The sequence below is a fragment of the Sphingomonas sp. S1-29 genome (assembly GCF_026167545.1).
Lineage (GTDB): Bacteria > Pseudomonadota > Alphaproteobacteria > Sphingomonadales > Sphingomonadaceae > Sphingomonas.
Window position 1 is genome coordinate 307,501 of record NZ_CP110678.1, and the last position, 22,571, is coordinate 330,071.

The 22,571-nt window shown below is 65.7% G+C and carries 13 protein-coding genes, 1 tRNA gene, 2 rRNA genes and 3 pseudogenes (1 of these 19 running past the window's edge); 7 read left to right on the top strand and 12 right to left on the bottom strand.

Annotated features, from left to right (window positions below; all coding sequences use genetic code 11):
- The 3 genes from OKW76_RS01445 to OKW76_RS01455 all read left to right on the top strand — a co-directional run.
- Positions 1-1,386: ribosomal RNA gene (locus OKW76_RS01445) — 23S ribosomal RNA — on the top strand; it begins 1,409 nt to the left of the window's first position.
- Between the two features lie 105 nt (positions 1,387-1,491).
- A 5S ribosomal RNA gene (gene rrf / locus OKW76_RS01450) occupies positions 1,492-1,606 on the top strand.
- Between the two features lie 95 nt (positions 1,607-1,701).
- Positions 1,702-1,778 (top strand) — tRNA-Met (locus tag OKW76_RS01455).
- 79 nt (positions 1,779-1,857) lie between these two features.
- Here the strand turns inward: OKW76_RS01455 and OKW76_RS01460 are convergent.
- From OKW76_RS01460 to OKW76_RS01475, 4 genes and pseudogenes are all read right to left on the bottom strand, one after another.
- Complete coding sequence (locus OKW76_RS01460; RefSeq protein WP_265550490.1) at positions 1,858-2,310, bottom strand: hypothetical protein; 453 nt, start codon at positions 2,308-2,310, stop codon at positions 1,858-1,860.
- 72 nt (positions 2,311-2,382) lie between these two features.
- Positions 2,383-2,634, bottom strand: a pseudogene (locus OKW76_RS16160) (zinc ribbon domain-containing protein); the annotation flags it as partial.
- On the bottom strand, positions 2,597-3,103 hold the full coding sequence (locus tag OKW76_RS01470) for a recombinase family protein (RefSeq protein WP_322740120.1): 507 nt from the start codon (positions 3,101-3,103) through the stop codon (positions 2,597-2,599). The gene OKW76_RS01470 and the pseudogene OKW76_RS16160, both read right to left, overlap by 38 nt.
- A gap of 331 nt (positions 3,104-3,434) precedes the next feature.
- On the bottom strand, positions 3,435-3,641 hold the full coding sequence (locus OKW76_RS01475; RefSeq protein WP_265550492.1) for a helix-turn-helix transcriptional regulator: 207 nt from the start codon (positions 3,639-3,641) through the stop codon (positions 3,435-3,437).
- Between the two features lie 83 nt (positions 3,642-3,724).
- On the opposite strand from OKW76_RS01475, the pseudogene OKW76_RS01480 reads away from it, so the two are divergent.
- Positions 3,725-4,677 (top strand): annotated as a pseudogene (locus OKW76_RS01480) (IS5 family transposase).
- Here the strand turns inward: OKW76_RS01480 and OKW76_RS01485 are convergent.
- On the bottom strand, positions 4,655-5,272 hold the full coding sequence (locus OKW76_RS01485) for an NYN domain-containing protein (RefSeq protein ID WP_265550494.1): 618 nt from the start codon (positions 5,270-5,272) through the stop codon (positions 4,655-4,657). The pseudogene OKW76_RS01480 and the gene OKW76_RS01485 sit on opposite strands and share 23 nt — an antisense overlap.
- Between OKW76_RS01485 and OKW76_RS01490 the strand changes: the two genes are divergently transcribed.
- A complete protein-coding gene (locus OKW76_RS01490) occupies positions 5,218-6,777 on the top strand; it encodes a hypothetical protein (RefSeq protein ID WP_265553092.1) in 1,560 nt (519 codons plus the stop codon). The two genes, OKW76_RS01485 and OKW76_RS01490, sit on opposite strands and share 55 nt — an antisense overlap.
- On the opposite strand, the gene OKW76_RS01495 is transcribed toward OKW76_RS01490, so the two are convergent.
- From OKW76_RS01495 to OKW76_RS01525, 7 genes are all read right to left on the bottom strand, one after another.
- Positions 6,710-8,506 carry a polysaccharide deacetylase family protein gene (locus tag OKW76_RS01495; protein WP_265550496.1) on the bottom strand — a complete coding sequence of 599 codons (1,797 nt, stop codon included), beginning with the start codon at positions 8,504-8,506 and terminating at the stop codon, positions 6,710-6,712. The genes OKW76_RS01490 and OKW76_RS01495 overlap by 68 nt on opposite strands.
- A gap of 60 nt (positions 8,507-8,566) precedes the next feature.
- Positions 8,567-10,012: a glycosyltransferase family 2 protein gene (locus OKW76_RS01500; RefSeq protein ID WP_265550497.1), complete on the bottom strand. Its 1,446-nt coding sequence runs from the start codon at positions 10,010-10,012 to the stop codon at positions 8,567-8,569.
- The gene (locus OKW76_RS01505; RefSeq protein ID WP_265550499.1) at positions 10,009-10,992 is read right to left on the bottom strand and encodes a HEAT repeat domain-containing protein; all 984 of its coding nucleotides are present in this window, start codon (positions 10,990-10,992) and stop codon (positions 10,009-10,011) included. Before OKW76_RS01505 ends, OKW76_RS01500 begins: the two co-directional genes overlap by 4 nt.
- Positions 10,993-10,999: 7 nt before the next feature.
- Positions 11,000-12,142, bottom strand: a complete 1,143-nt coding sequence (locus tag OKW76_RS01510; RefSeq protein WP_265550501.1) for a YaiO family outer membrane beta-barrel protein — start codon at positions 12,140-12,142, stop codon at positions 11,000-11,002.
- Entirely contained in the window at positions 12,142-12,540 is a 399-nt protein-coding gene (locus OKW76_RS01515) for a response regulator transcription factor (protein ID WP_265550503.1), read from the bottom strand. Before OKW76_RS01515 ends, OKW76_RS01510 begins: the two co-directional genes overlap by 1 nt.
- Before the next feature lie 69 nt (positions 12,541-12,609).
- A complete protein-coding gene (locus OKW76_RS01520) occupies positions 12,610-15,732 on the bottom strand; it encodes a PAS domain S-box protein (protein ID WP_265550505.1) in 3,123 nt (1,040 codons plus the stop codon).
- Positions 15,725-19,939, bottom strand: a complete 4,215-nt coding sequence (locus tag OKW76_RS01525; protein ID WP_265550507.1) for a PAS domain S-box protein — start codon at positions 19,937-19,939, stop codon at positions 15,725-15,727. Before OKW76_RS01525 ends, OKW76_RS01520 begins: the two co-directional genes overlap by 8 nt.
- Before the next feature lie 166 nt (positions 19,940-20,105).
- Between OKW76_RS01525 and OKW76_RS01530 the strand changes: the two are divergent.
- Positions 20,106-20,705 (top strand): annotated as a pseudogene (locus OKW76_RS01530) (ArdC-like ssDNA-binding domain-containing protein); the annotation flags it as partial.
- Complete coding sequence (locus OKW76_RS01535; RefSeq protein WP_265550509.1) at positions 20,662-22,242, top strand: ParB/RepB/Spo0J family partition protein; 1,581 nt, start codon at positions 20,662-20,664, stop codon at positions 22,240-22,242. The pseudogene OKW76_RS01530 and the gene OKW76_RS01535, both read left to right, overlap by 44 nt.
- Positions 22,243-22,571: the final 329 nt, after the last annotated feature.

A 22,571-nucleotide genomic window follows, 5' to 3' on the forward strand; every position in this document is an offset into this window, starting at 1 on the left:
GTCGATGGGAACACGGTTAATATTCCGTGACCTGGTGGTGTGTGACGGATCTCGTGTGTTGTACGTCCTTATTGGATTGGACGTGCTTCGAAGAGGTCCCAGGAAATAGCCCCACCGTATAGACCGTACCCGAAACCGACACAGGTGGTCAGGTAGAGTATACCAAGGCGCTTGAGAGAAGTGTCCTGAAGGAACTCGGCAAATTGCCTCCGTACCTTCGGAAGAAGGAGGCCCTATATAAGCGCAAGCTCTTATGGGGGGCACAGGCCAGGGGGTAGCGACTGTTTAGCAAAAACACAGGGCTCTGCTAAGTCGGCTTCAAGACGACGTATAGGGCCTGACGCCTGCCCGGTGCCTGAAGGTTAAGTGGAGGAGTGCAAGCTCTGAAATGAAGCCCAGGTAAACGGCGGCCGTAACTATAACGGTCCTAAGGTAGCGAAATTCCTTGTCGGGTAAGTTCCGACCTGCACGAATGGCGTAACGACTTCCCCACTGTCTCCAGGACATGCTCAGCGAAATTGAATTCTCCGTGAAGATGCGGAGTACCCGCGGTTAGACGGAAAGACCCCGTGCACCTTTACTGCAACTTCAGAGTGGCATTAGGAAAGAACTGTGTAGCATAGGTGGGAGGCTTTGAAGCGTCGGCGCCAGCTGACGTGGAGCCATAGGTGAAATACCACCCTGTTGTTTTCTGATGTCTAACCTAGAACCGTTATCCGGTTCAGGGACCCTCTGTGGTGGGTAGTTTGACTGGGGCGGTCGCCTCCTAAAGAGTAACGGAGGCGTGCGAAGGTTGGCTCAAGACGGTTGGAAACCGTCTGTTAGAGTGCAATGGCATAAGCCAGCCTGACTGCGAGACTGACAAGTCGAGCAGAGACGAAAGTCGGTCATAGTGATCCGGTGGTCCCTCGTGGAAGGGCCATCGCTCAACGGATAAAAGGTACGCCGGGGATAACAGGCTGATGATTCCCAAGAGCTCATATCGACGGAATCGTTTGGCACCTCGATGTCGGCTCATCACATCCTGGGGCTGGAGCAGGTCCCAAGGGTTTGGCTGTTCGCCAATTAAAGTGGTACGTGAGCTGGGTTCAGAACGTCGCGAGACAGTTTGGTCCCTATCTGCCGTGGGCGTCGAAATTTGAGAGGAGTTGACCCTAGTACGAGAGGACCGGGTTGAACATACCTCTGGTGTACCTGTCGTTCCGCCAGGAGCGCAGCAGGGTAGCTATGTATGGACGGGATAACCGCTGAAAGCATCTAAGCGGGAAGCCTCCCTCGAGATAAGATTTCACAGGACGGTCGAAGACCACGACCTTGATAGGCTGGATGTGGAAGTGGAGTAATCCATGGAGCTAACCAGTCCTAATTGTCCTATTCGCGCTTGAAGAGTCCCACCATCAATGACAGCGCTGCTGTCTTGGATCGTGGATGATATCTAAGACCTTGCACGGGCATTGATTTGAAAACCCAAAGACTACACCGGCTTCATTGCTTGGTGGCTATAGCGTCTGTGACCCACTCGATCCCATCTCGAACTCGAACGTGAAACCAGACTGCGCCGATGGTACTATCGTCTAAGCGATGGAAGAGTAGGTCGTCGCCAGGCATTGCAGCCGGTGTTGTCTTTGAGAAAAACCCATTCATATGTCATGCCGCCCGCCGGTCCCCGCAAAGGGCCGCCGGGCGGCTAAACGTCTTTGGCGCGGGGTGGAGCAGCCCGGTAGCTCGTCAGGCTCATAACCTGAAGGTCACAGGTTCAAATCCTGTCCCCGCAACCAACGTCGACGACACTCCCAGCCCCGTAGCGCAAGCTCCGGGGCTGTCGTCGTTTGTGGGGCTCCGTCTTGTCCCGAACGCCTAGCCACTCCAGGATGGCGCGAACTCGCCGCGCAATGCGACCTCGACTTCGCCACGTTTGGAGCCGGGCGTCAGCGTCACGCGATCGAAGAGACCTCGGATAGCATCAGCGGCCTCGTCGCGATCTGCCGGACGGTTGAGCGCTTCGGCCAACCGCTCAACCTTCTTTGCGTAGATGCCGGCAATATTCGGGTGAATGTCAGGGGTGTCGGCCGGGAACAGCTGCATAGCTGCTTTCAGAATCTTCTCCTCGGCCTCGAGACCGAGCAGGCGGTCCATCAGCGTTTCACTGTATCGCCCGTTCTCGATCGCATCGACGATGTCGCTCTTGCCCTTTTTAATCCTGGTTAGCTTGGCATTGGCTGCTGACCGGGTTGCGCGCTGCGTATGGTTGAGGCGGTTCGTCTCCTCGACGAAGCCGCGGATCGCTTCGGTGACCATGTCGGGAGCCATCAAGCGGTCCTGTAGCCCCGCAAGAACGCGCTGCTCGAGGCTGATGCGGGTGATCGTGCGGCTGTTGTCGCGGGCTCCTGTGTCATTGTGCGTCGAGCAGGCGAAACGCCCTTGGCCACGCAGCGAGTAAGGGCCGCCACAGGTGCCGCAATGAACAAGGCCGGACAGTAGCGATTCAGGTCGTACCGTGCCACGTAGTCCTATCGCTTTTCGCGTTGCTTCGATGGGACCGGCGTACTCGATAGACAGGCGCGCCTGTCTGGCCTTTGCTGCTTCCCAGAGAGCGTCATCGACAATGCGCAGCTCGGGAACTGCGGTGATGATCCAGAATGCCTTCGGCGTTGAGGCGTCGGGCGATGGTTTGGGGGCTCACGCCGTTTGCGAATTCGCGGAAGACCCGGCGGATGATTTCGGCTTGCACCAGGTTGATACTCCGCTCGCCGCGAATAGGCTCGCCGTCGCTGTCGAACCGCTTCACGACGTCATATCCGTAGCAGAGACCGCCGCCGGCTTTGCCCTTTTCGACCCGGCCGCGCATGCCACGATGCGTCTTCTTCGCGAGATCCTTTAGAAACAGCGCGTTCATCGTCCCCTTCAGGCCGACATGGAGTTCGCTGATTTCGCCTTCTGCAAGCGTCACCAGTGTGACGCCGGCGAACTGAAGGCGCTTGTAGAGCGTGGCGACGTCGGCCTGGTCGCGGCTGACCCGGTCTAGCGCTTCAGCAAGGATGATGGTGAAACGGCCAGCCTGCGCGTCCTGGATCAGCTGTTGGATGCCTGGGCGCAGCGTGATGCTCGCGCCCTAGATCGCGGCGTTCAGCCTTCGCGCGCTGCCTGTTCGCCGCAAATCCTGAATTGGTCGTCGATCGACGACGCGCTCTGCAGATCGGAGGAATAGCGGGCGTATAGCGCAGCTCGGGTCATGGCTCGTCTCCAAACACGGTTGCTGCATTCGACGACGCGGCAGTCTGTTTACCCTTCCTTTTGATTGTCTCTAGAGGCCTGGTGAAGATCAAGCCCGATTTGTCGACCGAGTAATCGAGCGACGCGGGCTATAGGTACATCGGATGACGGGGGAGGGGTCCCAATTTGTTGCTTCTTGTCAGCGGGCGATCGATGCCTTGTCACCGTTGATCGTCGACATGATAGATCGCCCGGTTCCGCAGCCAGGTTACGATCGTCGAGTCGTGCCAGCCGATGCAGCGCATTGAGATGTGTACACGCTTCGGAAAGGTGCCGTTGTCGAGCTTGCGATAGAGCGTGGAACGGCTGAGCCGTGTACGGGTCAGCACCTTGGGAAGTCGCAAGATGCGGTCTGGTATTCCAGTCACGCGCTCGCTTCCTGTTTGCGGTAGCGCGAAAGAAGATCGAGTGAAAACCTTGGCAGCTCAAGGCCGTGGGACGGCAATAGCCAATGATCACCAAAGAGAGCGCAAGAACGCCCATTAAAGCCGCTATCGGCCCTACCCACCGGCTATCGGCTTTATCGAACCTAAGCCGGCGAAGCTCCGCGTCTAGGCGGCGTGGACAAATTGTTCGACGCGAGTCTTGGTGGTTGATTCAAGGCTTCCTTTTGGAGGCGGGGTTGAGCCGGGGTGATCTGAGCGAAGCTGAGTGGCGTGTTTTGAAGGGTTTGCTGCCGATCGATGCGGCAAACCGGGGGCCTGGGCGGCCGCCCGAAGAGAACCGTTCGATCATTAACGGCATCCTCTGGCGGCTACGGTGCGGCACGCCTTGGCGCGATGTGCCGCCCAAATATGGCAACTGGAACACGATTTACCGGCGGTTTCGGCGCTGGAGCGAGGCCGGGGTGTGGGAGGCCGTATCGGTCACGCTGGCGGAGATGATGGCCGACAGCGGCCACTATAGCATCGACAGCACCACTGTTCGCGCTCACGTCTCGGCAGCGGGCGGAAAAGGGGGGCTCATCGACGCGCTCTTGGCCGCTCGCGGGGCGGGTTTACCAGTAAGCTTCACTGTCTGGCAGATGCCCGAGGGCGACCGCTCGCCTTCCACCTGACGGTTGGCGAAGCGGCCGACTGCAAGGCCTATGATACGCTGACCGCCCTGCCCGAGCAGGTGCCCAAGGCGCTGCTAGCCGACAAAGGGTATGACGCCGACGCCATCCGCGCTGACCTTGCAGGCCGCAACATCCAGGCGGTCATCCCGGGCCGTTCGAACCGCCGTATCAAGATCGAACTTGATCGGGGGCTCTACAGGGAGCGAAACCACATCGAGCGCTTCTTCGGTCGCCTGAAAACCAACCGCGCCATCGCAACCCGATATGACCAACTCGCCGAAAGCTTCCTCAGCATGGTCCACATCGCCGCCGCCAGATACTGGCTCAAATTTGTCCACGCCGCCTAGCCGTCCGAGGTGACCCAGCCTTCGTCCTCCTCCAGTTGCGCGATCGCGCGTCGGACCATAGCCGTCGCTTGCATAGGCTTCCGTGGTGCAGGAGTAGGCGTCGCAGCGGAGCCGCCTGCCGCCTTATCGCTGGTGACTGAGGCTGGGGAAGCAGGTTCCCAGTCAAGACGAAGCGCTTGCAGGCCTTTCGGAAGCTCTTGGGGGTCTTAGCCGCACCGAAGACAAACACGTCGAAACCCTGCTCACGAACGCGCGCCGCGAGGCGGGTAAAGTCGCTGTCCGACGACACGAGGCGGCAGCCAGCGAAACGTCCGCTGTGCAGCAGGTCCACCGCGTCGATAACCAGAGCGATGTCAGACCCATTCTTGCCCACCGTCAGCGCAAAGTTTTGCTGAGGGATCATCGCGTGGTCGGCGAGGATTTCCCGGCGCGCTGGATGCTGCGCAAGCCGATATGGCAAGCGATGTCCCGCCCTGCGGAGCGGAAGCACCGACGTGCATCGCGGTTGCGCAGCGTACGCGATGTGCAATAGCGTGCAGTATGTCGCAGCTTCTGCCCATGATGCTCGCCGCCGCCTTTTCGCAGGCAGCCACATCGCCGGCAGAGCAAACCACTCCCGCCGATCCGGCCCCTGTCGTTTGGACCGGCACGCTGCCCCGGCGGCCGGGCGAGGACGAGATGCTTGTCCTCTTGCAGCCGGCTGGGGGGCCGCCTTCGGTCGCGTTGCGCCGACCGCACAAGGAAGGTCCGGTTTCCTGGGGACCACTACCGCTCTTTTCCGACCTGTTAGCTACCGCGCAGCCGGTCAGCTTCGGCAGCGATGGACGGTGCGAGGTTGGCGCCACCGCTAAGGGCAATCATCGTCTCGACTGTCGGCCGGGCACCTCGATTAGCGGGGCGACCTGGATGCTGGGGGGGCGGGTGCCGGTCGGCGGCGCGATCGGCGCGCAATTCTCGACCAGCGGTGATCGCCGCTTTCGCGCCGAGATTACTGCGCGCGGGGCCGATGCGACCTCCCCGGCGCTCCTTGCGACCGGCAACGACCGGCTACGCCTGCCCCAACCCGTGGCCGACCAACCGATACAGCTGGCGGTGTTCGGACCGACGGAGGGCGGCACGCTTGAACTGAACAGGCTCGAGATCGTGCCGAGCGCCACCCCCGCTGTGCGAAACGCCCTGTCGGCTTGGGCGTGGGAGGCCGATCTCTGGCGCAACGACCCGGCGGCATTGGTTGCCGCGGCGCGATCGCGCGGAATCGGGCGGCTGTTCGTCAGTCTCGATATCGCAAGGGGCGTGGTTCGCGACGCTCGGGCGCTTGGCCGCTTTGTCACCCTCGCGCGTGCCGCGGGGGTCGAGGTCGAAGCGGTCGAGGGGGATCCACGCATGGTCCAGCCCGAAGGGCTGCAGCAGGCTCGCGCGCGCGCCGAAGCCTTCGCGGCCTATCAACGCCGCGCGCGCCCGGCCGAACGACTGGCCGGGATCCAATATGACGTCGAACCCTATATCCTCCCCGGCTGGGGCAAGGGGCAGGAAAGCTATGACGGATGGGCGAGCGCCATCGTGCAGCTCGCCGCCGCCGCGGGCGAGCCGGTCGACCTGGTACTGCCGTTCTGGGTCGCGGGCTCGGCCGATGGCGCGGCGTTCCTGAACCGCGTCGCCCCTGCCGTGCGCGTGATGACCGTCATGTCCTACCGGACCGACGCGGCGGTGCTGTCGCAGATCGCCGAACCGTTGCTTGCCTGGGGGTCGCGGCACGGCAAGTCGATCAGGCTGTCGCTGGAGGCGGGTCCGCTGCCCGACGAGGTCGAGGAAGTCTTCATTCCCGCCGCCGCCGGGACGCTTGCGGTGATGCCCGGCCCGACGCCGCGCGTGCTGCAATTGGCGAGCGCGGGGGTCGTTCCCGGCGCGCGGATGTACCGGTTCCACCAGCGAACGACGATCCGCGGCAGTGCGCAGAGCTTTCTTGGTAGCGAAGCGCCGATGCTGGCGATGGCAACGGCGACCGCGCCGACCTTCTCGGCGTGGCCCGCCTTTAGCGGCTTTGCGCTGCACGGGCTCGACTGGTCGCGAGCGCCAGCGGCACCGTCTGCCGCCCCTTGATCTGATCGAGCGTCACGCTCGCCGGCGAGCGCTTGGGGAAGAGAATCTGCAGGCCGTTCAGCGTCGCGGGAGCGGCCACCTGGAGCGACTGCCCGTCATAGTCTATTTCAGCGAGGTCGCGCGCACGCCACCAATCGCCGAAGGTCCCCATCGGGACGATCCATAGCCGCCTGCGCATCCGCGCGATCAGCTGCCGTTCGAACGCCAGCTTGTGCCCGGTGATGTCGGGGTGGATCAGCACCACCGCGACCCCGCCATGGCGCGCGATCCGATCGATCACCGATACCGCCGCCTCGAGCCGATCGCCCAGCCGCGGCTGCTTTTCGTCCTCGATCGTGACCGGAAACTCCCATACCGGCAGCAACCCGCGGCCCGATCGGCCCAGGCTCAGCTGGAAGGGCAGGTGGGTCTGGGCATTGTTCGCGGTAAGCGTCGATGAATAGCGATAGCCCGTTGCCGCCAATGCTTCGGGCAGCGTCTCGGGATAGGCGAGATATCCCGGCCGGAACGAACGCACCTCGCCACCCAGCAGCCGATCGAGCAGAAATTTCGACACGCGCAATTCGCCAAAGACGCTGCCGCCGCGCACCGTGTTACGGCTTTGCACGAACGGCTGGTAGCGCGGGTAGCGCTCGTCGCCCGAACCGAGCGGGAATGCCTTGAACGCACGCGCATGCGATACGCTGTGGCTGCCGATTTCCATCCCCTGCGCGACGCGCTTCAGCGCCGGCAGATTGGCGTCGTCGAAGAAGATTTCGTCGTTCCAGTCGCGCACATATTTGGTCTGGATGAAGAAGGTCGCCGATGCGCCTGCGCGCCGGATAGCCTCGGCATAGACCGCCGCGTTCGCGACCGACCGCGCCGAATCGACGTCATGCGTCAGGATCAGGCTGCCCTCATAGCCGGCGGGCGCGGTGCCGATCAGATAGGGGTCGTCCTCCCCGGCGACATACAGGTCGCGCAGCCAGCGAAACAGCACGTCCATGCTCGGCTGATAGGTGTTGACGAAGCCGGGCGAGAACAGCTCGGCGCGGCCGTTCATCGCGCGCTGCGCGATCGACCCGGGATCGACCCCCAGGATGCACGCGCGTCCACCCACCCGCCGGCAGACCGCGGCCGGCGCGCCGTCTTCGAACCGGCCGACCACCTCGGCGGTCGTCGGCGCGATCGTCAGGCTACCGATGCGAACCTCGGCACGGTCGCTGCTGAACCGGGTGATCGCGTCCTCGCCGGCAGCCGACCCGGCCCAGCGGATCAGACTGTGCTGCCTGCCTGGGGTCTGGCCTTCGATACCGAACAACTCCTCTAACCCACCGCCAGCAAGATCGGTGGTCAATAACGTCCCGCCGCCGCGGATATGCTGCGCGAGCGCCTGGATCGCCGCCTTGGGTAAGACCTTGCCCGAGATACTGGGATAGGCGATCACGACCTGGTGGCGTAGCGCCTTGCTGGGGCTGGCGGTGAAGATCGCGGGCACGCCATGCGCCTTGAACCCGCGCACCAACCCCATCCAGTCGGCGTCGGGATCGGTGACCAACACCGCCAGACGGTTGGTACCGCCACCCACCGCGTCGAGCCGAAGCGGAACCGGGGGCGCAACCACGGAGGGGCGATCGGGCCCTTCGACGCCATCGAACCGGTAGCTGTCGGTCGGCCAGGGCTCCAGCGACCACAGCCAGGCGCCGACGCCAAGCGCGGCGAGGAGCAACAGCGCCCCTATCTTCTTCATCGCCGCCCCGGGTAGACTGGGTCGCGGGCCAGAGCCGCCCAACCAAGCTTCAACAACCGATCACCTTCCCTGGAAGCCGGCACGCGGCACCGCGGCCCAGCCGGTGCGACGGCGCAGATGGCGCCACATGCCGACCAGCCGGAAGGCGCTGTTCATCTGGCGATAGCCCAGATTCTCGACGATCGCTGTCAGCGCCAATATCGCCAGCCCCTTGGCGCTCGGGGTCCGCCGCACCTGCAATTCCTCATGGATCAGCGCGCCCAGGCTGAGAATAATACCGAACAACACGCTGAGCGCCAGGAAACTGAGCGCGACTTCGGGCGCGAGCAAGCCGAGCGCGAACAACGTAGGGATCAGCACATATCCTAGCACTTCGAGCGGCGGGCAGATGACGTCCTCCAGGATCATCATCGGCAGCGCGACCATGCCGATCCGGCCATAGCTTGGCCGCCCGATCATGTGGCGGTGCCGGGTAATCGTCTCAAGCGCGCCCTGTTGCCAGCGCGCACGCTGATTGCGCAGCCCCGCGATCGTCGCCGGCGCCTCGGTCCAGCACACGATCTCGGGCACGAAGGTGATGCGATAGCGCCGCTTCTGCTCGCGGCAGTGGCGGTGCAGGCGGGTAATGACCTCCAGATCCTCGCCGACCGTGTCATGGCGATAGCCGCCGATCTCGACCAGGGTCGAGCGACGGAACACCCCGAACGCCCCCGAAATCAGCGTCAGCGTCGCCCAGTTCGACGCCGCGATGCGCGAGATCAGAAAGGCGCGAAGATATTCGATCGTCTGGAAGCGGGGAATCCATCGGCGCGGCACCCCGACGGTCAGCACCTGCCCGCTCTCGACCTGGCACCCATTGGCGATGCGGATCGCACCCCCGACCGCGATCAGCGCGCCGTCGTCGGTCATGAAGGGCTCGGCCGCGCGCAGCAGGCCATCGGGTTCGATCATCGAATCGGCGTCGATCACGCACACCAGCGGCGTCTGCGCATAGCTCAGCCCGCAATTGATCGCGTCTGCCTTGCGGCCATTCTCCTTGTCGATCACGAAAAGCCGCGGGTTCGAGCGCGACTGGAACATCGCGATCGTCCGGGTCATGTGCAGCACGACATCGGTGTCGATCGTCGTCGGCTCGAGCGCGAACTCGCGGTGGAGCACTGCCATCGTGGCGTCCTTCGAGCCGTCATTGACCACGAACAGGCGGAAATCAGGATAGTTGAGCGCGAGCAGCGAGCGCACGCTGTCGGCAATCGTCAGCTCTTCATTATAGGCGGGTGCCAGGATCGTGACCGGATAGGAATAATCGACCTGCCGCGTCCACAGGTCGAGCGTCGTCCGCGTCGGCGCGGGTTTGCGCCACAAGCTGAACGAACTGGTTGCCAGCTGGAGCAGATAGATCGCGTTCTGCAAGCCCACAACGACGGTAATGACGACGGTCAGCAGCAATAGCGCGCCGACTCCCAGCCCGCCGGCCCGCTCGATCCAGTCGATCGTCGCGGCGTTCATGCCGCAGCCGTCGCTGCCGCGCGCGTGCCGCCCAGCGCGGTGAGTGCCTGGCTCGCGCGATACCGCACCCACCATTGCTCGTCGGTCAGCAGCGCCTCGAGCAGCGGCCGCGCTTGTTCCAGTCGCATTGTTCCCGCGGTCGACGCCGCCTGCACTCGGACGATCCATTCGGGATCGCCCAGCGCCGCCAGAACCTCGGGCGCCATCGAGGGGTGGCCGAGCCTGCGTGCCGAACGCAGCCCCTCGCACCGCATCTGCGGATCGGCATCCTGGATCGCCGATCGCAGCGCGGCAAAGCCATCGGGCTCGAACACCTCCCCCAACGCATCGGCAATCGCGAAGCGCGCCGGGCCGCTGCCATGTTTGCCCCACGCGGCGATCATCTCGCCCGGATGCTGCGCTGCCAGCGCGCGAAAGATGATCCGGTGGGCCGGCGCACGATAGGCACCGTCATCGAGCGCGACGATCGCGTCGTCCACCGAACGCAGGGTGCCGAGCCTGACCAGCGCGAGCCCGGCTTCGAGCCGGACCGGCGGCGCGGGGTCGGCGTGGAGGCAAGCCGCCAGCGCCTGTTCGACGCGCGGCACCGGGAAGCTGCCGAGCATGCGGACGATCGCGATCCGGCGCGCGGGCCCCGATGATTTGAGCCGCCGCAGCTGGCGGTCGAGCTGCAGCAGATCGAGCGCATCAACCAGGTCGAGCAATCGTTCGCGCTCGGCGCCGCGCAGGATCTGCAATAGATGCCCCGCCACCTCGAGCGCGACAGGGTCGCCGCGCCATGCTTCCAGCGACGCGACAGCCCCATCGTCGACGCGGTGCAGCAGCGGCAGTACCGCCTTGCGAAACGCGCTCCCGCGCACCGCGTCGAGCCGCGCGCGCTTTTCCTGCGCGGTACGGCGGATGACCACGCCGATCAGCGCCGCGAGCAGCAACAGCGATCCTGCCGCCGCGATCCCGGAGAGAATGAAGGCAAGCGACATGAAGCGGCTAAAACCCGACCGACAAACCGATCGTCGCGCTATCGCGGCGGAACGAGCGTTGCCGGGTCTCGCGGTCGATCCCGACACGCAAGCTCAGCGTGTCGCTGACGCGGTACGTACCCCCGGCAAACGCCGAATCGATCCGCCGCGTCACGCCGGCTTCGGTCTCGGGATATCGCGCATAGCCCGTTTGCACGCTGATCCGCGACGAAACGAGGTGCGAAAGGTCCGCCGCCCATCCCGCGCGATAGGTGCCGGCTTCATCGACGAAGTTGATCAGCCCCAGCCGCAGCGCGGTGTCGCGCCTGGCGCTCCAGCCCCGAACCGCCATCGTCACCGATCCGCTGTTCACCCGGCCATAGTTCGAGAACCGCCCGTCGACATAGACGTCGATGCGCGCCGAAACGGGGTAGAACCCACCCGCGCGCAGCCCCCAGGTCTCGCGAAAATCGGGCTTGGCGGTCGCGACCACCGCGCCATAGACCGATCCACGACCAACCCGATGATCGCTGCGCAGCTGAAAGCGCAGATCGCTGGTGCCGAACCGGCGAGCATGCTCGACCTCGAGGGCGACGCTTGCCGGGCCCTTGCGGCGCACGAGCGTGCCTTGTGTCGCCGACCAGCTATCGGCGGCGCGCGGCGAAAGCCGGCTGATCGAATGATCGAGCGCGGCGGTCCAGATCGCCGAACTGCCCACGTCCTGCTCGGCGCTCGCACCTGCGAGACCGCCCGTCAGCGCTGCCGCGTCGGGATGATCGGGCGCCAACGCGCGCAGCCGCGCGATCTCCTGCCGTGCCGCATCGAGCTTCCCTTCGCGCAGCGCCAGCCGCGCCCGCGCGGCGAAGACATCGGCATAATCGGGGGCGACGCTAGCCGCGCGATCGAGCGCCACCCGGGCGCGGACCAGATCATCCTGGCGAAGCGCGATGCTACCCGACAACAGCAGCGCGTCGGCATCGTCGGGGCGATCGACCAGCAGCGCGTCGATCGCAGCCTTCGCAGCCTCCAGGTCGCCGGCCCGATAGGCGATCGACGCGCAGCCATAGCGATCGACCGAACAATCGATTCGGCCTGCCTGGCCTGCGCTGCCCAGCTGGACGGTCGCTTGCGGCGCGGCCGATCCCAATGCCAGCGCGAGTGCGACCAGCATCAGCCGCGCTTGCTGGACAAATTGCCCATGCGCGATTGCGCGAGCGCGGTTTCAACCCGCACGAGCAGCTCTTCGGGAATGAACGGCTTGGTGAGATAATCGGCCGCGCCGCCGCGGAGCGCGGCAACGACATCGTCCTGGCTTCGCCGCGCGGTGAGCATGATGACGGGCAAGGCGGTGGTGGTGGGATCGCCCTTGAGCCGGGCAAGCACCTCGAAACCGGTCAACACCGGCATCATCGCATCGAGCACCACCAGGTCGGGCCGATCCTGCTCGACCGCGGTGAGCGCGACCGCGCCGTTTTCGGCGACAATGACGCGGTGGCCTGCGGCTTCCAGCTTGTATTGCACCAGCGCGGCCAGAAGTTCGTCGTCATCGGCAATCAGGATTAAGGACATGGGGAATCGCTCATATTTGGGGCCGAATTAGATACCGCGCGTGGCGGCGGCTGGGTGAATGCGCCGATGTCACGCGGCATGGACCAGCGCCTCGGCCAGGCGGCGGGTATGATCGGCAAGCGGGGCAGCGTCGCCGTCGGCCATTGCCGCTTCCTCGAGCGTTCGCGCGACCGCGCCCAGATCGGCTTCGCCGAACATCCCCGCCGATCCCGACAGCTTGTGACAGATGCCGGCGATAGTGGCGCGCGCTTCGCGCTGGTGGTGGTCATCAGCGCTGCGCAGCGTGCCCTCGAGAGTCAGCAATTCGGCCGAATAGCCGCGCTTGGCGGCTTCGTAGCGCCCACGCAGCGCGGTCACCGCGGGGTCCTCGACCATGGGCGATGGCGGCGGCGGGGCAGCTGCGGGGGCGCGATCGCCGAGCAGCCGCGCGATCGTCGCGATGACCGCATCGACGTCGATCGGCTTGGACAGATGCGCGTTCATGCCCGCCGCCCGGCACAGCTCGGCATCCGAGGCAAAGGCGTTGGCGGTGAACGCGACGATCGGCACCGTCGCGCCCGTATCGCCCATCGCGCGGATGCGCCGCGTCGCCTCGACCCCGTCGACCACGGGCATCTGCATGTCCATCAGGATCAGGTCGTAGGCCTGGGGGTCGGTCCCGAAGGCCGCGATCGCCTGCGCGCCATCGGCGACGATGCGAACCGCATGGCCATGGCGCGTCAGCAACGCCTCGATCAGCAACTGGTTGATCTCGGCATCCTCGGCCACCAATATCCGCGCGCCCGAACTCGGCTTGGCGGGTCGCATCATCGATATCTTGGGCGGCGGCACCGCGGCCGGATCGGCAATGCGCATCGGCAGGCTCAGCTGCATCCGGGTTCCCGCGGCATCGGATCGCACGAGGCAAAGATCGCCACCCATTAATCGCGCCAGCCGCTGGCTGATCGCCAGGCCGAGCCCGGTGCCGCCATAGCGCCGCGCGATCGACGCATCGCCCTGGACGAACTGATCGAAGATCAACGCCTGGCGATCGATCGGAATGCCGCTGCCGCTATCGTCGACCAGTATCTCGAGCATGTCTCCGTCGCGGCCGCCGCCGACGCGGATAAGGCCGGAATCGGTGAACTTGATCGCGTTGGACAGCAGGTTCAGCAGGATCTGGCGGATGCGGTGGCTGTCGCCCATCACATATTTGGGCAGATCGCCATCGAGCGCCAGCTCGATCGACAGGTGCTTCGCCTCGGCATCGGTGGTGAGCATGCGCACGCTGCTGCTGATGGTATGCAGCAGATCGAACGGCTCGTCGGCGATCTCGATCTGGTCGGCATCGATCTTGGACAGGTCGAGGATGTCGTTGAGCAGCGCCATCATCGTGCGGCCCGAATCGCGGATCAGGCTGGCATAGCGCCGCTGTTCGGCATCGAGATCGCTGGCGAGCAGCAATTCGGTGAAGCCGATCACCCCGTTCATCGGCGTGCGGATCTCATGGCTCATATTCGCCAGGAACGCTGCCTTCAGCCGCGCGGCATCCTCGGCGCGAATGCGCGCGCCGTGCAGTTCTTCTTCGAGCTGCGCGCGCGCGCCGAAATCGCGGACGCTGGCGATGAACTCAAGCGCCTCGCCGGTCGCCTCGTCGCGCACGACGCTGTAATTCGCCTCGACCCACACATAATGGCCGTCGCGGTGGCGCTGGCGATAGACCGAATGCGCCGGGCCGCTCGCTTCGATCGCTTCCAGGCAGCGCGCCTCGACATCGGCGACGTCGTCGGGGTGAATGCCATGGAACGGCGCCTGGTTGGTGATCTCTTCGGGATGATATCCCAGCAACGACAGGCTGCGCGGCGAAACATAGCGGCGAACGCGGTCGACGCCGGTGCGCACGATCATGTCGGCCGAATGGGTGGTCACCAGCCGCAGCTCGCGTTCACGCGCCGCCAGCGCCATCGCCTGCTCGTGCCGGTCGGTGATGTCGCGAATGCTGCCGATGCTGTCGCGGCGGCCATCCTTTTGATCGCCCTGGCGGCGGATCGTCGCCTCGACCCAGCGCAGCTCGCCATTGGCGCGCCGCAACTGGGTCCGGATCTCGAGTTCGCTCCGCACCCCGCTGAGCAGGTCGATCCAGCGTTCGCGGATCTTCTGCGCGTCGGGTTCGGGCACCAGCTCGATCACCGGGCGGCCGATGCTTTCGGCGACAGTGTAGCCGGTGAGCTCCTCCCAGGCGGGATTCAGGAACGACCAGCGGCCCTGACGATCGGCGCGGAACACCACTTCGCGCATATTGTCGGTGATCGACGCCAGCTGCGCCTCGCTATCCCCCAGCGCCGCGGCCAGCCTCTCGCGCTCGCCCAAAGCCGCCGCCACCGGCAACGCCGACATGAAACTCGCGGCGACAAACAGCTGAAGGACCGTAAGCCTCGCGCCCACCCCGTCGACCAGCGCGATCGGTCCGGTGTCGAGAAACGTCGCGAGCCCGCTGGCGATCGCGACGACAATCACCGCACCGGCCGCGCCCTTGGCGCCAAGCCGGAAGGTTGCCAACAACACGAACGGGGTCACCAGGAACAGCAACGGGAGCTGGTCCTGGGTGAACACGCCAAAGCATACCAGGATCACCGCCCCCAGGATGGCAAGTGCCTCACCGACGCTCCGGGGCGTCCGGCGCACCGGCGCGATCCGCGCCCGTGTCAAAATCAACAGGATCGGCACGATCACCATCTGCCCCAGCGCGTGCGCCTTGGCGTATGTCAGCCAAACCGCGCCGCCTGCCGCTTCACCGCCGAACTGGAACGCCGCCGACGCCAGCGATGCGACCCCGGCGGGGACGACCGCCCCCGCCAGGACGGTGAAGATGAGCAGGGGTTTGAGCTCGGTGAGATCGGCGCCCGGCGCCAGGCGCCGCATACCCCAGACGATCGCCACGACCTCGACGATGTTGCATCCCGCCAGCGCGGTCGCCAGCGGCCAGGCATAGCCCGACAGCAGATTGGCAGCCAGGCTGGCGACGAAGCAGGCGGCCAGCGTCGCGCCGCGGCGCAGGTCGGTGCTGAACAAGGCGACGACCAAAAAGGCGTTGGGCAACCACAGCGCAGCGACCGGGCCGGTCCCGCGCGTCAGTGCGACCCCCGCCAGCGCAAGCGCCAGAAACAGCACGGCCACCCCTGCGACCCGCAACCACGGCAGCGCGCTACGCATGACGAAGCGCTATCCGTCGTATCGTCGCCGCCGATTCGCGGATCTGCGCGATCCGCTCGTCGGGGCGCCATTGCTCGAGCCCGGCGTCGAGCGCGGCGGCCGCATCGCCCAAATCGGCCTCGCCGAACATCCCCGCGGTCCCCGCCAAGTTGTGCGCCATTGCGGCAACCTCGCCGATCTCCTGATCGGTAAAGCGCCCCGCGCGGATCATCGCGTCAAGCGCGGCCAGCGTCTGGACCTTGCGCGCGGCGTAGCGTTCCTGAAGCTTGGGCGGCGGCGCCGATTTGTGCGGTGGTTTTTCCGGCTCGGTGGGGTCGACCGGGCGGACGATCACCGCAATCGGCGGCTCGCATCCGGGTTCGGGCAAGCCCGCCGCGGGCAGCGGCAGTGCGACCGAGATGGTCGGGATGTCGGCGCCGATCAGATAGCGGCTGAGCACCGATTCGAGCGCGCCGGGATCGAGCGGCTTGGTCAGATGCTCGTCCATCCCCGCCTCGCGGCAGCGCGCGCGATGTTCGGGCTGCGCGCTGGCGGTCAGCGCCACGATCGGCATCGTCGCCGCCGATCCGCTGCGCGCGCGGATCGCGCGGGTGGCGGCAAACCCGTCCATCACCGGCATCTGGCAGTCCATCAGGATGAGGTCGAAGGGGGTCCGATCGAGCGCGGCGAGCGCCTGCGCACCGTCCTCGGCCAATTCCACCGCACAGCCATATTTCGACAGCATCGCCAGCATCAGCTCGCGGTTGAGGTCGACGTCGTCGACCACCAGGATGCGCTTGCCCGGAAGCGACAGGACGCCGGGGGTCAGCGTTTCATATTCGGCGCATTCGATATCGTTGGTGACCGGCAGCGCGAGTTCGACCCAGAAGGTCGATCCGGCCCCCAGCTCGCTGACCACGCCGATCTCGCCCCCCATCAGCGTCAGTAATTGCCGCGAGATCGCAAGGCCCAGCCCGGTTCCGCCATATTGCACCGCGGTCGAAGCGCTCGCCTGGGCAAAGCGGTTGAAGAGCGTGGAGATGCGATCGGCGGGAATGCCGCCGCCGGTATCGACGACTTCGATCCGCAGCCGCGCTTCGCAATTCTCCTCGCAGATCAGCACGACCTTCGTTTCGACCGAACCTTCCTGCGTGAACTTCACCGCGTTGGAGAGCAGGTTCAGCATGACCTGGCGCAGCCGCCCGACATCGCCCACCAGCCGCTTGGGCACATCGGGGGCGATATCGACCAGCAGCCGGACGTCGCGTGTGGCGGCTTGCGGCTCGAGCAAGGCGACGGTGCTGGTGAAGAAACCCCGCACGTCGAACGGGCCGCAATGCAGCGCCAGCTTGTCGGCCTGCAGCTTGGAGAAATCGAGCACATTGTCGACCACCGCGTGAAGCGCGAGGCCGGCATTGTGGACCAGCCTGACCCGGCGCTGGTCTTCGGGGTCGAGCCGGTTTCGCTCGTTCAACAGGCGCGAAAAGCCGATGATACTGTTGAGCGGCGTGCGGAGCTCGTGGCTCATGTTCGCCAGGAACCGCTCCTTCGAATGCATCGCATATTCGGCTTCGAGCTGCGCCGCCGCCAGCGCGTCCTCCTGCGCCTTCTGCGCGGTGACATCGCGTATCACGTCGAGATAGCCGGTCACCGCCTGCGTCGCCGGATCGCGCATCAGCGCAGGACTCGATTCGAGCCAGACCCAGCGATGCCCGGTCTTGTGCCATGCCCGCCAGCGCACATGCTTACCGACCGCACCGTCCTTCAGCGCATGGAAGGTCGCGCGCAGATCGTCGATATCGTCGGGATGGACGATATCGTCGGCGCGGCAACCAATCCGGTCCTCGCTTACATGCCCGGTCACCAGCGCCGACGCGGGCGAAACGAAGGTGGTCCGCCCCTCCAGATCGCTGGTGACGATCACGTCGGTCGCGTTCTCGGCCATCAGGCGATAGCGCTGATCGCTCTCGCGCGCCTTTTCCTCGGCGCGCTTGAGTTCGGAGATATCCACCAGCACGCTGAACACGCTCACCGGCACGCCGCCCTCGCGGCGGATCGTGCCGCGGGTCATCACATAGCGGATTTCGCCGCTCGGCAGCAGCAGGCGATAGTCATTGTCATATTCTTCGAGCTCGCCGGTGACTGCAGCCTCCAACGTCGCCATGACGCGTGCGCGATCGTCGGGGTGGCAGCGCGCCATCAACATATCGATCGACGCGGCGGTGCCGGCGGGATCGATGTCGAGGATCGCCCATACCTCGGCCGACCAGGACATGGTCTGCGCCACGAAGTCGGTCACGACATAACCCATATGCGCGATCTTCTCGGCCGAGCGCATCAGGTCATTGGCCTGCACCGCGGCCTCCTCGGCGCGCTTGAGTTCGCTGATGTCGCGCTTGCTGACGAAGATGCGCACCACGCGCCCGGCATCGTCGCGCAGCGGCACCAGTCGGACATCGAACGTCGTGTCGTCCCCGGTGCTTCGATCCTGCTCGATCATGTGGCGAACCTGGCCGGTGGCGACCACTGCCTCCATTTCCAGCCGCGTGGCGGCTGCCAGTGCCTGGGGAAATAGTTCGCCCAGGTCCTTGCCCCGGGCATCGGCAACCGAGGTCGCGACCGCAGCTTCGGCGGCGGCGTTCATGAAATTGACGGGAAACGCGCCGTCGACGACGTCGTGGACGAAATTCAGATCCGACGCATTGTCGAAGATTCCCTCGAACAGCGCCTGCGCCTGCCGCGCGATCGCAGCGAGGCGCTCGGCGGCTTCGTTGGCGCGAACGAGCTCGTGCGAGCGTTCCTCGAGCGCGTTCTGCGCCTCGATCCGCGTCGTGACGTCGCGGCACGCGGCGACGATACGCCACTCGTCGTCGTCGCTCGCCACCAGACGACCGACGAATTCGATATGCACCAGATGGCCGTCGCTGTGCCGCAACTGGGTGAGATGCGTGACGCTGGTGTCGTCGGGCGCGCCCTTCAGCCGCTCGACCGCTTCGAGCAGCGCGAAACGCTCCTCGGGCGGCACGAAGGCGAGCACATGCTGCCCCACCAGCTCGTGCGGCTGATAGCCCAATATCCGCTGGCTCGACGGCGACATATAGATGCAGTGCCCGGCGATCGAATACAGCCCGACCATGTCGTTGGCGCTGTCGGCGAGCAGCCGATACCGGTCCTCGGACTCGCGTTCGCCCGACAGATCCTGGCACTGCGAGATGAAATGCCTGGGGGCGCCGTCTTCGCCCAGCACCGCCGACACCGACAGCCGCACCCAGACGATACGCCCGCTCTTGCGGACGTAGCGCTTCTCCATCTGGAAGCGGGTGATCTCGCCGGCGAGCAAGGCGGCCATCGCCTCGGCGCCGCGCGCGCGATCATCGGGATGGGTGATCGCCTGGAAATCGAGCTGCTCGGCTTCGGCGGGCGCATAGCCGATCAAATCGCAAAAGGCGGTGTTCAGCTTCAGGAAGCGCCCGTCGAGCCCGACCAGCGCCATGCCGATCGGCGCGTGATCGAAAGCATTTTCGAACAACGCGGTCTGCGCACGCCGCTCGGATATGTCCTGAATCAGCGCGGTGAACTGCCAGTTCTCGCCGACATTGGTCGCGCTGAGCGCGATCTCGATCGGGAAAAGCGTGCCGTTGCGGCGAAGCGCCTGCACTTCGACTTGACGGCCGATCATCCGCGCCGCCTTGCTGGCCATGAAGCGAGCGAGCCCTGCATCGTGCGCGGCGCGCGCGTCGTGCGGCACGATGACCTCGGACAGCACCCGCCCGATCACTTCCTGCGCCGACCATCCGAAGGTCAGTTCGGCGTGCCGGTTCCATTCGGTGACGATGCCATGCCGGTCGATCGTGACGATCGATTGATGCGCGGTCGCCAGGATGCTCGCCAGCCGCTGCTCGTTGGCGTGAACCGCCTGTGCGAGCCGCTCGCGTTCGGCCAGCCCTTCGGTCGCGGCGTCGTGCGCCAGCGCCGCGCTCGCCTGTCCGGCAACGATGCAAGCCGCCATTTCGCGGCAACGCGCCTGCGAGCGCCGGAGCAACAGGGCCCCAGCCGCCATCCCCGAGAACAGCAAAAGCACAATCGCCTCGTCGATCTGCCATGTTTCATGGGCAGCGCCGAAAGCCACGACCCGCGCGAAGGCGTCGGCAAAAACGCAAAGCACCGTCAGCAACACCGCGGCGATCGCCGCCAGCATCAGCTCGGTTTGCCGGGTATACGCTAACAATGTCCGACCGAGACGCAGTTTCCTTCTCCTGCGCCGAGGTTAAATCCCGAACGGATAACAATGGGTTAATCGGCCTCCGCGCTTAGCGCAGGTCCATACCGGGGTGCTGTGGGCACTGGAGACGTCTGGATAGGATTCGCGTCTGGGCTGCATCGCGCTGATCCTGGGGCGGGTGCCCTGGGTCCAGCCATGGGGCCGGGCAGGGGGTGCCGCGCCGGGCTTGCCGCGCAATGCGCTCAGCGCGCGCTCCTATTCGGGGATCAACGTCCTGATCCTGTGGGGCGCGGTGATCGAGCATGGCTACCCGTCGCAGGGCTGGCTGACCTTCAAGCAGGCGCTGTCGGCGGGCGGCAGCGTCCGCAAGGGCGAGCGCGGCACGACGGTCGTCTATGCCGATCGCTTCGTGCCCGGGGACGAGAAGGCGCGCGCCGCGCAAGCCGGTGGCGATGCAAAGGCGGTGCTCTTCCCCAAGCGCTTCACGGTGTTCAACGTCGCTCAGTGCGACGACCTGCCTGCCGCACGCGAGGAGCTGGTCGCCGAGATGGGATCGGCCTTCCTGTGCGTGTCGCTCGGCATCGTGCCGACCGTTCGCCACGCCGACTATCTGGCGTCGTGGCTGGACGTCCTGCGCGACGACGGTCGTGCGATCTTTCGCGCGGCCAGCGCCGCCAGCAAGGCCGCCGACTGGCTGCTGGCGCGGTACCACGCCGCCGACATCCCCAGTGCTTCGGGCATTCCCGACGCCCCCGAGCTTCCCCGCGCCTGACGCGCGTGGACGACGCGCGGGCGCACTGATCGAGAATGTCGCGCGGCGCGATGCCGACGAGGTGACGCAATGGGCGGCGTTCACCCGGCTGGTGAAGGAGCGACGGTCGGTGGACGACATCGGCGCGACCTTCGGCCTTCCCGAAGCGACGGTGCGCCGCGTGCTGGCGCTCGGCAATCTGCTGCCGCGTATCCGTGCGATGTATGGCCGCGAAGAGATCGACCGCGCCACGATCCGCCACCTGACGCTTGCCAGCAAGCGCCAGCAGCAGGACTGGCTGGCACGCGTCGACGACCCCGACCGGCGTGCGCCGACCGGTCACGCCCTCAAGGCATGGCTGTTCGGCGGCCAACCGATCCCGGTCGCGCATGCGCTGTTCGATGTGGCGGCGAGCGGGCTTGCGACCGTCACCGACCTGTTCGGCGAGGATCGCTATTTTGCCGATGCGAAGGCGTTCTGGGCGGCGCAGGATGCCGCGATCACGGCGCGGCGCGAGGCCCATCTCGCCGAGGGCTGGGCAAGCGTTGCCATCGTTCCGCTCGCCGAGCCCTTCGAGTCCTGGGAATATGAGAAGACCGCCAAGCGCAAGGGCGGGCGAGTCTATATCGATGTCCGCCACAGCGGCGAGGTGATCGTCCACGAGGGTTATATCGCTCGCCGCGAGGCCGAGCGTGCCGCCCGAGCCCGAACCGGGCCAGACGCTAAAGCGGTGCGCGCCGAGATTACCTCGGCATGCCAGACCTATGTCGATCTGCATCGCCATGCCGCCGTCCGGGCCGCGCTGACCGGGCACGCGCCCGTCGCCTTGCGGCTCATGGTCGCGCACGCGATCATCGGTTCGCCGCTCTGGACGGTGCGGTGCGAACCGCAGGCGGCGCGCGACGACGCCACCCGCGAGAGCGTCGAGACCTCGCTTGGCGAGACGATGTTCGACGAGCGTCGCCGTGCGGTCCTTGGGCTGCTCGACATGGACCCCGAGCGTGCCACCGTCACCGGCGGCAATGGCAACGACACCGCATTGGTGGCGTTGTTCCTGCGCCTGCTCGACCTGCCCGACGCGGCGTTGCTCGACGTCATCGCCATCGTCATGGGCGAGACGTTGCAGGCGGGCAGCGCTGCGGTCGAGGCGGTCGGGCTGACGCTTGGCGTCGACATGGCGCGGTGGTGGGCGGTGGATGCCGCGTTCCTCGACCTCGTCCGCGACAAGGAGGTGTTCGGCGTCATGGTCGCCAACGTCGCGGGCAAGGTGATCGCCAACGCCAATGCCGGGGAAACGGGCAAGACGCTCAAGCGCATCATCGCCGACCATCTGGCGGGCGCGGGCGGCAGGGTGAAGGTCGAGCACTGGGTCCCGCGTTGGATGGCGTTCCCGCCGGGTGCGTACACCTTGCGTTGCGGCGTCGGCACCGTCCGTGCCTATGCAAGGGTCGTGGCGGCGCGGGCCGATCTGGACGGTGCAGGTGCCGCCGACCCGGCCCCGATCGATGGCGATCGGGCGAGCGCGCCACCCGATCCCGGCGAGGCAGATGTTGGGTGATAGCGAGGTCGCTGACACCGAACGGCGCGCCGCCTGACCAGCCCGGCGCGCGGGGAGCCGCGCGCGCCGATACCTGCAAAAATCGGCGCGCGCCCGCGCCCGGCGACTGAGGGCGCCGGGCGCGGGCGCGCGAAGGCAGGACGATTATGCGCTTGGCATTAGGGCGGTTTGCAGCGATTCTGGCATGGTGAGAACCGATCTCGACCATCTTCCGGCATCCAAGCAGCGCGAGCTGGCGCATGTCGTGCACGTATTGTTCGAGGAGTTCGAGACCGGGACGAACAAGTCGAACGGGTTCGGCAAGGTCGCGCGACGAGAAGCTGACCGAT

Bases quoted from the DNA above. Each gene is read 5' to 3' on its own strand.
- OKW76_RS01460 (WP_265550490.1), bottom strand. From the start codon at position 2,310: ATGGCTCCCGACATGGTCACCGAAGCGATCCGCGGCTTCGTCGAGGAG.
- OKW76_RS01490 (WP_265553092.1), top strand. From the start codon at position 5,218: ATGTCGCAGCTTCTGCCCATGATGCTCGCCGCCGCCTTTTCGCAGGCA.
- OKW76_RS01485 (WP_265550494.1), bottom strand. From the start codon at position 5,272: ATGTGGCTGCCTGCGAAAAGGCGGCGGCGAGCATCATGGGCAGAAGCT.
- OKW76_RS01495 (WP_265550496.1), bottom strand. From the start codon at position 8,506: ATGAAGAAGATAGGGGCGCTGTTGCTCCTCGCCGCGCTTGGCGTCGGC.
- OKW76_RS01500 (WP_265550497.1), bottom strand. From the start codon at position 10,012: ATGAACGCCGCGACGATCGACTGGATCGAGCGGGCCGGCGGGCTGGGA.
- OKW76_RS01505 (WP_265550499.1), bottom strand. From the start codon at position 10,992: ATGTCGCTTGCCTTCATTCTCTCCGGGATCGCGGCGGCAGGATCGCTG.
- OKW76_RS01510 (WP_265550501.1), bottom strand. From the start codon at position 12,142: ATGCTGGTCGCACTCGCGCTGGCATTGGGATCGGCCGCGCCGCAAGCG.
- OKW76_RS01515 (WP_265550503.1), bottom strand. From the start codon at position 12,540: ATGTCCTTAATCCTGATTGCCGATGACGACGAACTTCTGGCCGCGCTG.
- OKW76_RS01520 (WP_265550505.1), bottom strand. From the start codon at position 15,732: ATGCGTAGCGCGCTGCCGTGGTTGCGGGTCGCAGGGGTGGCCGTGCTG.